Consider the following 13174-nt stretch of genomic DNA (forward strand, 5'->3'; position numbering starts at 1 on the left):
AGGAACTCCCAGGCGGTCTTGCGATCTGCCTTGTCCACGAGTTGGGTGACTGCGAATTTGCTGGTCCGGTCAATGCCGACAAAGAGGTAGAGCTTGCCCTTCAGAGCCTGAATCTCGGCCAAGTCGACATGAAAGTAGCCGATAGGATATCGCTTGAACCGCTGTCGTTTTGGCTTGTCGCCCTCGACATCCGGCAAGCGCGAGATGCCCTGCCGCTTGAGGCACCGAGGTCGCGCCGACCGCGTCAGATGCGGAATCGACGGCTGAAGCGCATAGAGGCAATCATCCGCGGCGGCAGCCTGTGCCGTCGGAATGCGACGATCATGGCCTCCTCCGCTTCGGTGAGAACGGTCGAACGCGGCTCCCTCGGCCCGGTCTTCAAATCCTCCACCGTCGCCCGCTTGCGCCACTTTGCGACGGTCTTGGGATTGATGCCGAGTTCCCGGCTCAGCTGCGCGAGCGAAGCTTGCGATCGCTGCATTGCAGCTCTGACGGCGCGCGTGGTCGCGGCGCTCCCGTGACGAACTTGTCCCGCAATGCTCCCTTCCATTCCTGAGAAAGGATCGCACCATCAAACAATGGGATCAAACACTTAGGCGGCGGCCCGATCTTGACGGGTGGTTTCGGCTTTCTGCCTGGCCATGAGCGTCGCCAGTGCCTTTCGATAGGCCTCTCCGGTCAACTGGTCCTCTGCGTCGTATTCAGCTTCGGGGCGCGCGACCATCACTTCCGGGCCGGTCAACAGACGTGGCTGGAACGGGTCGAGCGCGAGACGCAGCGCGTATTGCGCCCGTGCGCCGCCTGCCTGGCCGCCAGCGGCTGCCATGAGGGCGACCGGCTTGTCCGCCCAGGGATTGTCGCCAGCACGACTGACCCAATCGAGCGCGTTCTTCAGCACGCCCGAGAGCGACCGGTTGTTTTTCGGCGTGGAGATCGCGACCGCATCGGCGGCGGCGATCCGGTCGCGCAGATCGCGCACCTTGTGGGGAATGCCGTCGCGGTCCTCGACATCCCCGTTGTAGAGCGGCAGATCGAGATCGGCCATGACAGGCGTCCCGTAGAAGAGCCGAGCCGCCGCGATCACCGGCTTGCGGTTGAAGGACCTGCCGCGCAGCGATCCGGTCATCAGAAGCAGCGTCGGTTGGGTCATCGGGGTGTCCTTGCAATATCTCAGGCGCAGGAGGCTGCCGGCGCCTGTGGGGAAGGGGAGGGCGCATTGCGCTGCGCATGCTGGCCGAGCCAGACGCCGACCAGAACCAGGACCATGCCAGCCGTCTGGGGGACGTTGAGGGTTTCGCCGAGAATGCCGAGGCCGAGCAGAGTGGCGGCCACAGGGCTGAGCAGGCCGAGCGGGGCGACGGTGGCCGGGCCCAGGCGCGCAATGCCGCGGAACCAGAAGAAATAGGTGAGCGCGCCGCCGATCAGGCCGAGAAAGACAAAGCCGAGCACCGCGCCGGTATCGAGCGGCGGCAGGGGCGGTTCGGACAGCAGGGCCACGGGCAGAAGCAGCAGACCCCCGGCCGTCAACTGCCAGGACGTGAATGTGAGTGCCGGCACGGGCGGTTGCCATTTTCGGGTCAGCACCGTGCCGACGGCCATCGAAATCGCGCCGCCGAGGGCCGCAAGGATGCCGGTCCAATCCAGCGCCGCGCCCGGCGTCAGCACCAGCAGCGCCACGCCAAGGATGCCGCAGACCCCGGCGATCAGCGCCGCCGGGGGACTGCCCTGGTCCAGCAGCAGCTTCGAGAGATACAGCACGATCAACGGCTGGATCGCCCCGACCGTGGCCGCGACCCCGCCGGGAAGCTGGTAGGCGGCTACGAAGAGAAGCCACCAGAAGATCGAGAAGTTCAGCGCGCCGAGCACCAGGGACCGAACCAGCCAGATGCCGCGCGGCAGGGCGCGGGTGAACAGCAGCAGCAGGATGCCCGCAGGCAGCGCCCGCAGCATCGCCGCCGTCATCGGGTAGCCATCGGGCAGAAGCTCGGAGGTGACGATATAGGTGCTGCCCCAGATCGCCGGGGCGAGCGCGGTCAGGATCAGGTCGAATGTGCGGGGCATGGTGACGTCCAATCATTTATCTCGACCTCAAGATACCGCCAATTCTCTTGATGTCAAGATAATGATGCGATACCTTCTCTCGCATGGATGCAGTGGACAGAATTCTTGATCAGTGGCGACAGGCGCGGCCGGACCTGGATATCAGCGCCATGGGCCCCATCGGGCGGCTCAGCCGCGTGTTTCACTACAATTCTGGCCGCTTGAACGAGACCTTTGCGCGCCACGGGGTGAACGCTGCCGGGTTCGATGTGCTGGCGACTCTTCGCCGCTCACCGCCCCCACACGCCCTTTCGCCCGGCGCACTGATGGCCTCGATGATGATCACATCCGGCACGATGACAAACCGCATCGAGCAACTGGCCAGGCAGGGCCTGGTCACGCGGACAGCCGACCCGAACGACGCCCGCCGGGCGGTGGTGAAGCTGACGAAAAAGGGCTTCGATCTGATCGACACTGCGGTCGGCGAGCATGTCGAGACGCAGAAGACACTGCTGGCGGCGCTTTCGGAGGACGAGATCGCCACGCTGGATGGCGCGCTACGCAAGCTGTTGAAGGCGGCGGAAAAAGACTGATCACGCGCCGCAACCGGACATCTAGGCCCGATGTGCGCGGGTCACAGAGACAGGGTCCAGAGTCATGCCCGCCACCACATGCGTCTCGGTATCGTAATTGAACCAGAACCGCTCTGTCCCGGTGTCGCGACACCGCACGCCGCCAGGCAAATCCATCGTGTCAATCCCGGCCCGCAGGCAGGCCAGCCGCATGACGCGCATCATCGCACTGGGATCAAACCACCCGGCAGAATACAGGATCTGGCCTTGAGCCACCAACGCGGCTTCGCCGGCCTCGGTCCGCACCAGAATTTCTGCGCTGGTTTCCAGAACGTCCCGGTAGCTGCGGATCGCGCCGCCGCCTTGCAGCCCGATCGGCAGATCCGGGCGCAGGCTTTCGACGTAACTCACCGTCACATCCAGCCCCGGCATCGCGGGCGGGAGCGGAACCGGCGTGCGCATCGTGGCATCCCGCGCGCCACTGCGCGGGCCGATCAGGACGGTTGTACCGCTGTCGTTCAGCGCGGCTTTCAAGGCCTCCGTCATGTGCATCAAACCGGGCGCAACAATGAGTTTGTAGCCATCCAGCACGTCTGGTCTGGCTGGCAGGATATCCACCGACAAGCCCAGGCGGCGCAGTGCGCGATAGGTGTCAAACACCAATTCAAAATAGCTGAGACCCGCGCCGTGCGGCTGGATCGCCCAGGCCCATTCCGCGTCGTAGTCGAAGATCAGGGCAATATCTGGTTGCGAGGGGCTGACCTCGGGCGCGCCGGCCAGTTCTTCCGCAACCTGTCGCGCCTCCTTTATCCCGGCGGCATCAACACTATCGGGCCGCAGCAATCCGGCGTGCATCTGCTCTTGCGCCATCGGTGCCTGACGCCAGCGAAAATAACACACCGCCTCGGCCCCGTGCGCAAAGGCTTCCCAACTCCAGAGCCGCACCATCCCCGGCAAGGGCGCGGGATTGTACGGCGCCCAGTTCACCGGCCCCGGTTGTTGTTCCATCACCCACCAGCGCCCGCGCCCGACCGCACGGTAGAGATCATGGTGAAACGCCTGAAAATCCGGATCGCCCTGGCGCGCATAGGTCTGCTGTTGCGCGACTGTCGCCGGAACCCGATCTTCCAGAAACCCCAGCGGATAGCTGTCCCAACTGGCAATATCCAGATCCGCGCCGACATCGTAGTGGTCGAAATCGGTTATCCGTCCCATGTAATTATGCGCGATCGGCGCATCCGAATGCGCGCGGATGATCTCTGACTGAAGGCGGTTGAATGCCACCACCTGATCCGAACTGAAGCGCCGGAAATCAAGCACGTGGGACGGGTTCGGTTCCGTCACCGTCAGATTCGGCAGATCGATCTGGTCGAAATCGCCATAGTCCATTGACCAGAAGATATTGCCCCATGCCGCGTTCAGCGCGTCGATGTCGCCGTCGTTCCCCTGCCCGGGATATCGGCTGCGCAACCAGCCGCGAAACGCATCCCGCGCCGCATCGCTGTAGGAATACGTCGTGTCATGGCAGCCGAATTCATTGTCCGTCTGCCACGCGGCGACATGGGGATTTCGCCCGTAGCGCTCGGCCAATCGCGTCACGATTCGCGCGCATTCGCCTTTGTAGCCCTCATGGCTGAAGCAATAATGACGGCGTGAGCCGAACTTGCGCGGCCGCCCGTCGGCATCCACCGCCAACATGTCGGGATGGCGATCAATCATCCACCGAGGCGGCGTTGCTGTTGGGGTCCCAAGCACCACTTTCAGCCCCGCCGCACCCAAAACCGCGATCGCATCGTCCAGCCAGTCAAAGTCATATTCGCCCGCAACAGGCTCAAGTCGCGACCATGCGAACTCGCCAATCCGCACCCATGTCAGACCGGCCTCAGCCATCCGGCGCGCGTCTTCTTGCCAGATCTCGCGCGGCCAGTGCTCGGGATAATAACACGTGCCAAGAGTTCGCTTCATGCGTCCTACTCCAAAACCGTCAGGTCAATTCGCGATGCATCCAGGTTGCTGCTCGCACCCGCGACTTCGGGAACGCCGCGCGAACCTCGTCGAGCCTGTCATCCGCCACCAGCACCACGATAGAGCCGCCAAAACCGCCGCCCGTCAAGCGCGCCCCGAGCGCTGCTGCGCCGTATGGACTCTGCTCCAGCACATCGATCGCCGGTCGGGATTGCCCTGAGAGAGGTTGGCGAAAACGACATGGAAGCCGTTCTCCATCCATCGACTTACCTTGAGCGAGCCGATATATCCGGCGCCGCCCCGGACAGGTATCCCGGCTGTTGTAAAATACCCCAAGCTTGCGCCCGGCCCGAAGGTGGGCGTCCGAGATGTCAGCGAATGCGCGCTTCGGTTGCGGCATCGAAGAGGTAGGACCGCGCCGGATCGAAGCTCAGGTTTACCCGCGCCCCCGGCGAAGACCTGTGATCGCCGCGTTCTTCGACAATCAGCCGCTCGCCGGTGTCGGCCTGAATATAGTCGAAGGACACTCCGCCCAACGCTTCGGTCAGTTCGATCGACATGGTGTCGCCCTCGCTGACCACGACATGTTCGGGACGAATGCCAAAGATCACTTCGGTTCCCGGCGGCGGCATCTTGACCGGCACAGGTACCGCAGACTTCAGCGCGGGGACATCGACGGTGCCTTGCGCATTCACCTTGCCCTTCAGAAAGTTCATCGCAGGGGAGCCGATGAAGCCGGCAACGAACTTGTTGTCCGGATCCCGGTACAGATCGAGCGGTGCACCGACCTGTTCGATCTTGCCCAGGCGCAACACGACGATCTTGTCGGCCATCGTCATGGCTTCCACCTGATCGTGGGTGACATAGATCATCGTGGCGCCAATGTCTTTGTGCAGCCGCGCGATCTCGACCCGCATCTCGACGCGCAATTCGGCATCGAGGTTGGACAGTGGCTCGTCGAACAGGAACACCTCAGGCCCGCGCACGATGGCACGGCCAATCGCGACGCGCTGACGCTGGCCGCCGGAAAGCGCGGCCGGCTTGCGCTTGAGATATTCGTCAAGCTTCAGGATCCGGCTGGCCTCGGAGACTTTGGATTGGATCTCGTCTTTGGGGTGGCCGTTCATCTTCAGGCCAAACCCCATGTTTTCCTCGACCGTCATGTGCGGATAAAGCGCGTAGGTCTGGAACACCATGGCCACGCCGCGCTCGGCCGGGTCCATCCGCGTCACGTCGCGCTTGCCGATGTGGATCGTGCCCTCGGTGGTCTCTTCCAGACCGGCCACCATGCGCATCAACGTGGACTTGCCGCAGCCCGACGGGCCGACGAAGACGCAGAATTCGCCGTCCTCGATCTTCAGGTCGACGCCGTGGATCACTTGCACGGTGCCACCGTAGCGCTTGACGACGTTGTTGAGTGTCACTCCGGTCATGACTCAAATCCCTGATTTTGCATTGTGTTGATTGGCTTCGGGAAAGCTCCAGTCGGCGGCATCCCGGGCGATTTTTCCGGCGGTTTTCTGGATCTCCGGCAATTGGCTCTTGAGCTTCGCAAGATCTGTGCGCCGGTCCGGGGCATGAATGCCCAAGCCTCCCAGAAGACTGCCGACAGGCGTCATGATCGGTACCGCGACGGCAAGGATGCCGCGGATGTGTTCCTCGTCTTCGATGGCAAAGCCGCGCTCGCGGGTTTGGTCGAGTTCCCTGCGCAACACGGCCTCTTCGGTGATGGTTGCGTCCGTCATCCGGTGAAAGCTCTGTTGCGTCAGGGCCCGGTCAAGCTCCTCTTCCGGCAGGCAGGCCAGCATCGCCTTGCCGACAGCCGTGCAATAGCTCGGGTAAATCCGATTGACGTCGAGGAACATGCCGGCAAGGTCGTCCGGCGCGCCACGGTCAAGGCAGACGCACTGGCCACCATCGAGTCGCGAGAGATAGACAGCTTCGCCGATCTGATTGGCCAGCGCGCTCAGATGCGGCTGGGCCACCGGCGCGATCATCGAATGACGCCACGCGGCATGGGCCAGGCGGACCAGCCGGATGCCAAGGAAGTAGACGTTGCGATCGGGATCGAAGCTCAACATGCCGTGTTCGGTAAGTGTCTGCACAAATCTGTACAGCGTCGGCTTGGGGAACCGGCTGGCCGCCTGCAGTTCCTTGAACCGAACCGGGCGGCCGAACTCATAGATCAGGTCGAGCACTTCGATGGCCTTGCCAACGGTCGCGACGCCGGCAGTTTCTTCACCCTGAGTACTCGCTCTTTCGGCCATAAGGCTCTCTCCAATAGACTGTTGACACGTTAGCGCCATCGAATACATTAAATCAATAATCAAAATCGTGTCTCAAATAATGAGCCCGCAGCGCCTGGGAGGACGCAAATGAGAACAATGAAATACTGGACGATTGCCGGTCTGGCAGTCACGAACCTGATGGCGGGTGCGGCCTTTGCTGACTCGCATTCAGCGCCGCTTTCGGGCGAACTGAAGATCTTTCTCGACACGTCGAACCCCGCGCCGCGGGCGACGATGGAGAAGATGATTGCCGACTTTGGCGAGATGCATCCCGACCTGACCATCGAAACCACGGTCATCGACCGCGAGGCCTACAAAACCCAGATCCGCAACTTTCTGACCGCGGATTCTCCGGACGTTGCGACCTGGTATGCGGCCAATCGGATGGGTCCCTACGTCCGGGCCAATCTGCTCGAAGATGTTTCGGATCTCTGGGAAGATCCCGAAATCGCCGAAAACCTCGCTTCGACCAAGGGTGCGATGACCATCGACGGCAAGCAGTGGGGCGTGCCCTATACCTACTACCAATGGGGCATGTACTACCGGAAGGACATCTACGAAGAGCTGGGCCTGTCCGAGCCTGCCACCTTCGACGAAATGAAGGCCAACTGCCAGGCCATCCTGGATGCCGGCAAGAAATGCTACACCATCGGCACCAAGTTCCTTTGGACCGCAGGCGGCTGGTTCGACTATCTCAACCTGCGCACCAATGGCTTTGACCACCACATGAAGCTGGCGGCGGGCGAGATCAAATGGACCGATGACAGCGTTCGCCAGACCTTTGCCAACTGGAAAGAGCTCATCGACATGGGCGCGTTCGTCGACAACCACCAGACCTATAGCTGGCAGGAAGCGCTGCCCTTCATCGTCTCCGGCGATGCGGTGGAGATCCTGATCGGCAACTTCGCGGTCGCGCCGCTGCGCGAATCCGGGCTCGACGACAGCAAGCTCGACTTCTACCAGTTCCCGCCGATGGACCCGTCGATCCCGCTGGCTGAAGACGCGCCGACCGACACTTTCCACATCCCTGCGGGCGCGCAGAACAAGGACGCGGCACGCGCCTTCCTGAAGTTCGTCGTTTCTGCCGATGTCCAGACCGAGATCAACAATGGTGCGAACCTGCAGCAGCTGCCGGTCAACGCCAAGGCCGCGGTCGATGATGACAAGTTCCTGAAGGAAGGCTTCGAGATGCTGTCGACCAACAGCCCCGGCGGCGTCGCGCAGTTCTTTGATCGCGACTTCCCGGCGGAAATGGCCGCCGAAGCCATGCAGGGCTTGCAAGAGTTCATGGTGTTCCCCGACAACCTCGACGACATCCTGAACCGTCTCGATAAGGTTTCGACGCGGGTCTACAAATAACCTGACCGTCCCGCCCGGGGCCGTTCCCGGGCGGGACATCCGTAAAGTGGCAAGGGCGTGCCCTCGCGGCCTGCCTGACCAGGAAAGGCGTGTCATGTCGACCACTTCGCCAGCTCTCCCCGTCGATCAGTACGAGCCGCCCCGGCGGTCTTTCTACAAACGCAACGAGATCGCCATTACCCCATGGCTGTTTCTTGCACCGGCAATCCTGTTTTTCCTGTTCTACGTCATCTTCCCGATCTACCAGAGCTTCTCGGTCTCGCTCTATGACTGGGACGGGTTGAGCGAGCCGACCTATGTCGGTCTGGAAAACTACCGCGAATTGATGGACGACAGCGCCTTCGAAGTGTCGCTGTGGAACAACCTGAAGTGGCTGGTGCTCTATCTTCTGGCCATTCCGGTGGGCCTTGCCATCGCGCTGTTCCTCAACCAGACGGTCACGGGCATCAGGCTCTACAAGTCGCTGTTCTTCTTTCCCTTCGTGATTTCCCAGGTCGTTGTGGGGCTGGTCTTCACCTGGTTCTACGACCCGACATTCGGGCTTCTGAACACTTTCCTTGGCTGGTTCGGCATCGGAACAATCAATGTGCTGGGCGATCCGACGCTGGCCACCTACGGCATCATCATCGCCGGCCTCTGGCCGCAAACCGCCTATTGCATGATCCTCTACCTCACTGGTCTGAACGCCGTTGACCCTGAACAGATCGAAGCCGGGCGACTGGACGGCGCCAAAGGGTTCAGGATGTTGTGGTACATCATCATCCCGCAACTCAAACCCGCCACCTTCATCGCCTTCGTGGTTACGATCATTGGCGCGCTGCGGTCCTTTGACCTGATCTCGATCATGACCAACGGCGGCCCGTTCGGACAGACCCGCGTCCTGTCTTTCTACATGTTCGAAAAGGCGCTCAGCGAATACGGGTTCCGCATGGGATATGGTGCTGCGATCGCCGTCGTGCTGTTCATGATCATGCTCTGCTTCATCGCGTACTTCCTCTACTCGATGTACAAAGAAGAGAAGGGCCACTGAGATGTTCCCGACCCCCATCGAAAAGTCTCCCCGCTCCTGGCAACTGACCTATCAGGCCCTGCTGCCTATCGCCCTGATCTTCTGGCTGGCCCCGCTGATCGCCGTCGCGGTCTTCTCGATCAAACCCGACGTTGACTTCACCCAAGGCAACTACTGGGGCGTGCCCTCGTCCTTCGAAGGCGTCGCCAACTATGGCAAGGTGTTTCTTGAGAGCGACATGCCGCGCTACATGCTGAATTCGGTGTTCATTACCGTGCCCACGGTGATTGGCGCGGTGGCGCTGTCCTGCATGGCCGGATTTGCACTGGGCATCTACCGGTTCAAGGGCAACCTGTTGATATTCTTCATGTTTGTCGCGGGCAATTTCGTACCGTTCCAGATTCTCATGGTGCCCGTGCGTGACCTCACCCTGGATCTCGGGCTCTATAACACCAAGACCGGGCTGGTCCTGTTCCACGTCGCCTTCCAGGCCGGATTCTGCACGCTCTTCATGCGCAACTTCATTCGGCAACTCCCTTTCCCGCTGATCGAAGCTGCCCGCGTGGAAGGCGTCGCGGAATGGAAGATCTTCTGGTACGTGGTCCTGCCGCTGATGAAACCGGCGATTGCCGCGCTCAGCGTGCTGATCTTCACCTTCATTTGGAACGATTACTTCTGGGCCATCGTGCTGACGCAGGGGCCGGACGCGCAACCTGTGACCGCAGGCATTACCAGCTTCAACTCCCAGTTCCGCGCCGCCTACCACCTGATGAGTGCCGGTTCCATCGTGGCGGCCCTGCCGCCGGTGGCGATGTTCTTTCTGATGCAGAAGCACTTTATCGCGGGGCTGACCCTGGGTGCTGTAAAATGATCCAATGCTGGCGTCTCGACGACTGTCGGCAGTCCCTTGTTATCGGTTCCCGCAAGGACCACCTCGCCGAGGTGGTCTATTGGGGACCGCGACTGCCGGATGGAGAAGACCTCGAAACTCTCTACCTCGCCAACCAGATCGACGTCACCGGCGGCATGCTTGATGCCAACCCGGAGCTGTCGATCTGCCCCGAGGCGACGCGCACCTTTCCCGGACAGCCGGGTCTGATCCTGCGCGATGGTTCGGGCACGCCGCTGCTGCCGAAGTTCTACTTTGCTGCGGACACGGCGGGCGACGATTCCATCGCGCTCACCTTTCGCGACGCGGCCAACGGGTTGACCTATACCGCCAGCTTCGCGATCAATCCGATGACCCATGTGATAGAAGCCAAGGCGGTGCTGGAGAGCGATACGCCGACGCATCTGCACTGGCTCTCTGCGCCCGTGTTTCCGGCACCGCAACTGGCCGACGAGATGATCGACTTCTCGGGCCGCTGGTGTGGCGAGTTCCAGATGAATCGCATCCCCTGGTCGCCCGGCATGCGCTACCGCGAGAACCGCACCGGGCGCACCGGGCACGAGCACTTCCCCGGTCTCCTCCTCCCATGCCGGGGGGCGACCAATGCGGCTGGTGACGCCTATGCCTTCCACTATGGATGGTCCGGCGGCCACCGCATGGTCGCCGAGGAACTGCCCGACGGGCGGCGCCAGGTCCAGTTCGGCCACGCCGCCCGCGTCGAAAGCGACGCGCGAACCCGGTTCGAGACCGCAACGCTGTATGCGGTATATTCCGACGACGGCATCAATGGCTGCGCCGTCGCCTACCAGCGCCACCTGCGCGACGTTGTGGTGAAATTCCCTGCTCCCGGCCGCCCGCGCCCGGTGCATTACAATTGCTGGGAAGCGGTCTATTTCGACCACAACCTGGAGAAACTCAAAGGCATCGCCGAGATCGCGGCCGACCTTGGCGCCGAGCGCTTCGTGCTCGATGACGGCTGGTTCGGCAACCGCGACGACGACACCCGCGCGCTGTCGGATTGGGAGGTCGATCCGCGCAAGTATCCCGATGGTTTGACGCCGTTGATCGAACATTGCCAAAGCCTCGGCATGTCGTTCGGCATCTGGTTCGAACCGGAAATGATCAATCCTGACAGCGACATTCACCGCAAGCACCCTGACTGGGCTCTGGGCGGCGAGGATCAGATCCTTGGCCGCTATCAGAAGGCTCTGAACATGGCGCTGCCGGACGTGCGCGATTTCCTGTTCGACCGCATCAGCAAGATCCTTGGCGAGCACGACATCGACTATGTCAAATGGGATCACAACCGCGTCCTGCCGCTGCCCGATGCTGCCCAGACTCGGGGCTCATATGCGCTGATCGATCGGCTGCGCGAAGCCCACCCGAAAGTAGAAATCGAAAGCTGCGCTTCGGGGGGCGGGCGCATCGATTTCGGTATTCTCAGCCGCACGCAACGCGTCTGGCTCTCCGACAGCAACGATGCCATCGAACGCCTGCGGATGCAGCACAACTCGGCAATCTTCCTGCCGATGGCCGTCACCGGCTCTCATGTCGGCCCGCGGGTCTGCCACACCTCGGGCCGCACGCTGGACATCCGGTTTCGCGCCTGGGTGGCGGCGCAGCGGCACATGGGGTTCGAGATGGACCCGCACGAGCTGACCGAGGAGGAGGCGGGCGCCCTGAAAGACGTGACCGCGTGGTGGAAAGCCAACCGTGACTGGATGTTTCACGCCGATATTCTGCGGCTTGACAGCCCGGACCCGGCGGTGCTCGCCGAGCAGCATCTGGCCCGGGGTGGTGATCGCTTCGTGGTTTTCGCGGGCAAGGCCGAAACCTCGCAACAGATCACCCCTCGCCCGCTGCAACTGACCCGGCTGACCCGTGACGCGACCTACCGGATCGAGCTGATCAACCGGGCAGACGCTCCGGGCTTGTCGCGCGGCGATCCGATCCTGAAGCACCAGCCGATTGAGGTCAGCGGCAGCTATCTGATGAGCCACGGGTTGACGCTGCCGTGGAGCTTCCCGGAATCGATGTGGGTGATCGAGGGAACCCTCATTTGAATGACGCGCACTTCCAGGACCTTGCGGTGGTTGGCGGCGGCATTGCGCGCGACGCCTCCGGGAATGGCCTGAGGGAATTGCGATCGACGTGGCGCCGGTTGGAAGAGCCGCAGGCGACGGGATGTTGTGTCCCGAATTGCCACTCGCCATCAATAAAGCCGCATGGCGTTGCTCCGATAGATCGAGGTCATCTGCCGGTCTGAAAGTCCTGCGGTCTGCAGCCCCTCGTCGAGCAGGTCCCGCCAGTGACGCGGGCTTGCAAGTGCGGTCGCGACCGGCCAATTGCTGGCATACAGCAGACGATCCGCACCGAAGAGCTCCAGCACCGCAGCCAGATGTCTGTCCGTCATCGGGCGGTCGTGATCGACGGCGCCGGTGAGCGGAAGGCCCGACACCTTGACGTGAAGGTTGGGAAACCGTGCCAGCCCGGCCATGGCGCGGCGCCAGCCGTCGAAAGCGGCCGGATCGCCGTCGGGCAAGCCGAAATGCGCCAGGACGATGGTCAACTGGGGGTGTGATTCGGCAAGGGTGGCGATCGCACCAAAGAGCGGTGGCGGGGCCAGCACCTCGACCAGCGCACCACTGTCACACAGGCTGCCGCAGACCTGCAACGCCGCCGCGCTGCGCAGATAGCCATCGGGGTCCCTGTCCAGCAGCGGCGTCAAGCGGACACCGCGAAACGCGGCGTCGCTGGCCTGTCGGGCAAGTTGCGCGGCACAATCCGGGGCGCGCAGATCAACCCAGCCGACGACCGAGCGAAAGACCGCGTACCGGCGGCAGAGGTCGAGGCAATGCAGCGCGTGTTTCACCGTCGCCGGGCCATGCACCAGAACGGCGCTTTCTGCCCGGGTCTCGGCCAGGATCGGGGCAAGGTCTTCGGGAAGGAAGGACTTGCCGGTCAAGACCGGAAACTGCCGTTCCGCGATGAAGGTCTCGCCTCGGGTTCGGTCCCAGATGTGGACATGCGCGTCGATGGCGGTGATGGGCAT

The 13174-nt window shown here is 62.4% G+C and carries 12 protein-coding genes and 1 pseudogene; 5 read left to right on the plus strand and 8 right to left on the minus strand.

Annotated elements, in window-relative coordinates; translation table 11 throughout:
* The 3 genes and pseudogenes from AB0T83_RS17300 to AB0T83_RS17310 all read right to left on the minus strand — a co-directional run.
* A pseudogene (locus AB0T83_RS17300) lies at positions 1-550 on the minus strand (transposase family protein); the annotation flags it as partial.
* Positions 551-592: 42 nt separating this feature from the next.
* A complete protein-coding gene (locus tag AB0T83_RS17305) occupies positions 593-1150 on the minus strand; it encodes an NADPH-dependent FMN reductase (protein WP_366194480.1) in 558 nt (185 codons plus the stop codon).
* Positions 1151-1170: 20 nt separating this feature from the next.
* Positions 1171-2061 carry an EamA family transporter gene (locus AB0T83_RS17310; protein ID WP_366194481.1) on the minus strand — a complete coding sequence of 297 codons (891 nt, stop codon included), beginning with the start codon at positions 2059-2061 and terminating at the stop codon, positions 1171-1173.
* A gap of 83 nt (positions 2062-2144) precedes the next feature.
* On the opposite strand from AB0T83_RS17310, the gene AB0T83_RS17315 reads away from it, so the two are divergent.
* Positions 2145-2633: a MarR family winged helix-turn-helix transcriptional regulator gene (locus AB0T83_RS17315; protein ID WP_366194482.1), complete on the plus strand. Its 489-nt coding sequence runs from the start codon at positions 2145-2147 to the stop codon at positions 2631-2633.
* 21 nt (positions 2634-2654) lie between these two features.
* Here AB0T83_RS17315 and AB0T83_RS17320 read toward each other — a convergent pair whose 3' ends face one another.
* The 4 genes from AB0T83_RS17320 to AB0T83_RS17335 all read right to left on the minus strand — a co-directional run bounded on the left by AB0T83_RS17320 (position 2655) and on the right by AB0T83_RS17335 (position 6844).
* Positions 2655-4577: a beta-galactosidase gene (locus AB0T83_RS17320; RefSeq protein WP_366194483.1), complete on the minus strand. Its 1923-nt coding sequence runs from the start codon at positions 4575-4577 to the stop codon at positions 2655-2657.
* Positions 4578-4596: 19 nt separating this feature from the next.
* The gene (locus AB0T83_RS17325; RefSeq protein ID WP_366194484.1) at positions 4597-4770 is read right to left on the minus strand and encodes a hypothetical protein; all 174 of its coding nucleotides are present in this window, start codon (positions 4768-4770) and stop codon (positions 4597-4599) included.
* Positions 4771-4948: 178 nt separating this feature from the next.
* On the minus strand, positions 4949-6010 hold the full coding sequence (locus AB0T83_RS17330) for an ABC transporter ATP-binding protein (RefSeq protein ID WP_366194485.1): 1062 nt from the start codon (positions 6008-6010) through the stop codon (positions 4949-4951).
* Positions 6011-6013: 3 nt separating this feature from the next.
* Positions 6014-6844, minus strand: coding sequence for an IclR family transcriptional regulator (locus AB0T83_RS17335; protein ID WP_366194486.1), 831 nt, complete (start codon positions 6842-6844; stop codon positions 6014-6016).
* A 108-nt stretch (positions 6845-6952) separates the two neighbouring features.
* Here AB0T83_RS17335 and AB0T83_RS17340 point away from each other — a divergent pair, with 108 nt between their 5' ends.
* From AB0T83_RS17340 to AB0T83_RS17355, 4 genes are all read left to right on the plus strand, one after another.
* On the plus strand, positions 6953-8224 hold the full coding sequence (locus AB0T83_RS17340) for an ABC transporter substrate-binding protein (RefSeq protein ID WP_366194487.1): 1272 nt from the start codon (positions 6953-6955) through the stop codon (positions 8222-8224).
* Positions 8225-8318: 94 nt separating this feature from the next.
* Positions 8319-9254 (plus strand): carbohydrate ABC transporter permease, encoded by a 936-nt coding sequence (locus AB0T83_RS17345; protein ID WP_366194488.1) that lies wholly within the window; start codon positions 8319-8321, stop codon positions 9252-9254.
* 1 nt (position 9255) lies between these two features.
* Complete coding sequence (locus tag AB0T83_RS17350) at positions 9256-10104, plus strand: carbohydrate ABC transporter permease (RefSeq protein WP_366194489.1); 849 nt, start codon at positions 9256-9258, stop codon at positions 10102-10104.
* A complete protein-coding gene (locus AB0T83_RS17355; RefSeq protein WP_366194490.1) occupies positions 10101-12185 on the plus strand; it encodes an alpha-galactosidase in 2085 nt (694 codons plus the stop codon). The genes AB0T83_RS17350 and AB0T83_RS17355 overlap by 4 nt, the downstream gene beginning before the upstream one ends.
* 149 nt (positions 12186-12334) lie before the next feature.
* Here the strand turns inward: AB0T83_RS17355 and AB0T83_RS17360 are convergent, their stop codons facing one another.
* Positions 12335-13174 carry an amidohydrolase family protein gene (locus AB0T83_RS17360; RefSeq protein WP_366194491.1) on the minus strand — a complete coding sequence of 280 codons (840 nt, stop codon included), beginning with the start codon at positions 13172-13174 and terminating at the stop codon, positions 12335-12337.

The sequence above is a fragment of the Meridianimarinicoccus marinus genome (genome assembly GCF_040689105.1).
GTDB classification, from domain to species: Bacteria; Pseudomonadota; Alphaproteobacteria; order Rhodobacterales; family Rhodobacteraceae; genus Meridianimarinicoccus; species Meridianimarinicoccus marinus.

Coding starts and splice junctions, on each gene's coding strand:
- AB0T83_RS17305 (WP_366194480.1), bottom strand. CDS start 1,150: ATGACCCAACCGACGCTGCTTCTGATGACCGGATCGCTGCGCGGCAGG.
- AB0T83_RS17310 (WP_366194481.1), bottom strand. CDS start 2,061: ATGCCCCGCACATTCGACCTGATCCTGACCGCGCTCGCCCCGGCGATC.
- AB0T83_RS17315 (WP_366194482.1), top strand. CDS start 2,145: ATGGATGCAGTGGACAGAATTCTTGATCAGTGGCGACAGGCGCGGCCG.
- AB0T83_RS17320 (WP_366194483.1), bottom strand. CDS start 4,577: ATGAAGCGAACTCTTGGCACGTGTTATTATCCCGAGCACTGGCCGCGC.
- AB0T83_RS17330 (WP_366194485.1), bottom strand. CDS start 6,010: ATGACCGGAGTGACACTCAACAACGTCGTCAAGCGCTACGGTGGCACC.
- AB0T83_RS17335 (WP_366194486.1), bottom strand. CDS start 6,844: ATGGCCGAAAGAGCGAGTACTCAGGGTGAAGAAACTGCCGGCGTCGCG.
- AB0T83_RS17340 (WP_366194487.1), top strand. CDS start 6,953: ATGAGAACAATGAAATACTGGACGATTGCCGGTCTGGCAGTCACGAAC.
- AB0T83_RS17345 (WP_366194488.1), top strand. CDS start 8,319: ATGTCGACCACTTCGCCAGCTCTCCCCGTCGATCAGTACGAGCCGCCC.
- AB0T83_RS17350 (WP_366194489.1), top strand. CDS start 9,256: ATGTTCCCGACCCCCATCGAAAAGTCTCCCCGCTCCTGGCAACTGACC.
- AB0T83_RS17355 (WP_366194490.1), top strand. CDS start 10,101: ATGATCCAATGCTGGCGTCTCGACGACTGTCGGCAGTCCCTTGTTATC.
- AB0T83_RS17360 (WP_366194491.1), bottom strand. CDS start 13,174: ATGCCCATCACCGCCATCGACGCGCATGTCCACATCTGGGACCGAACC.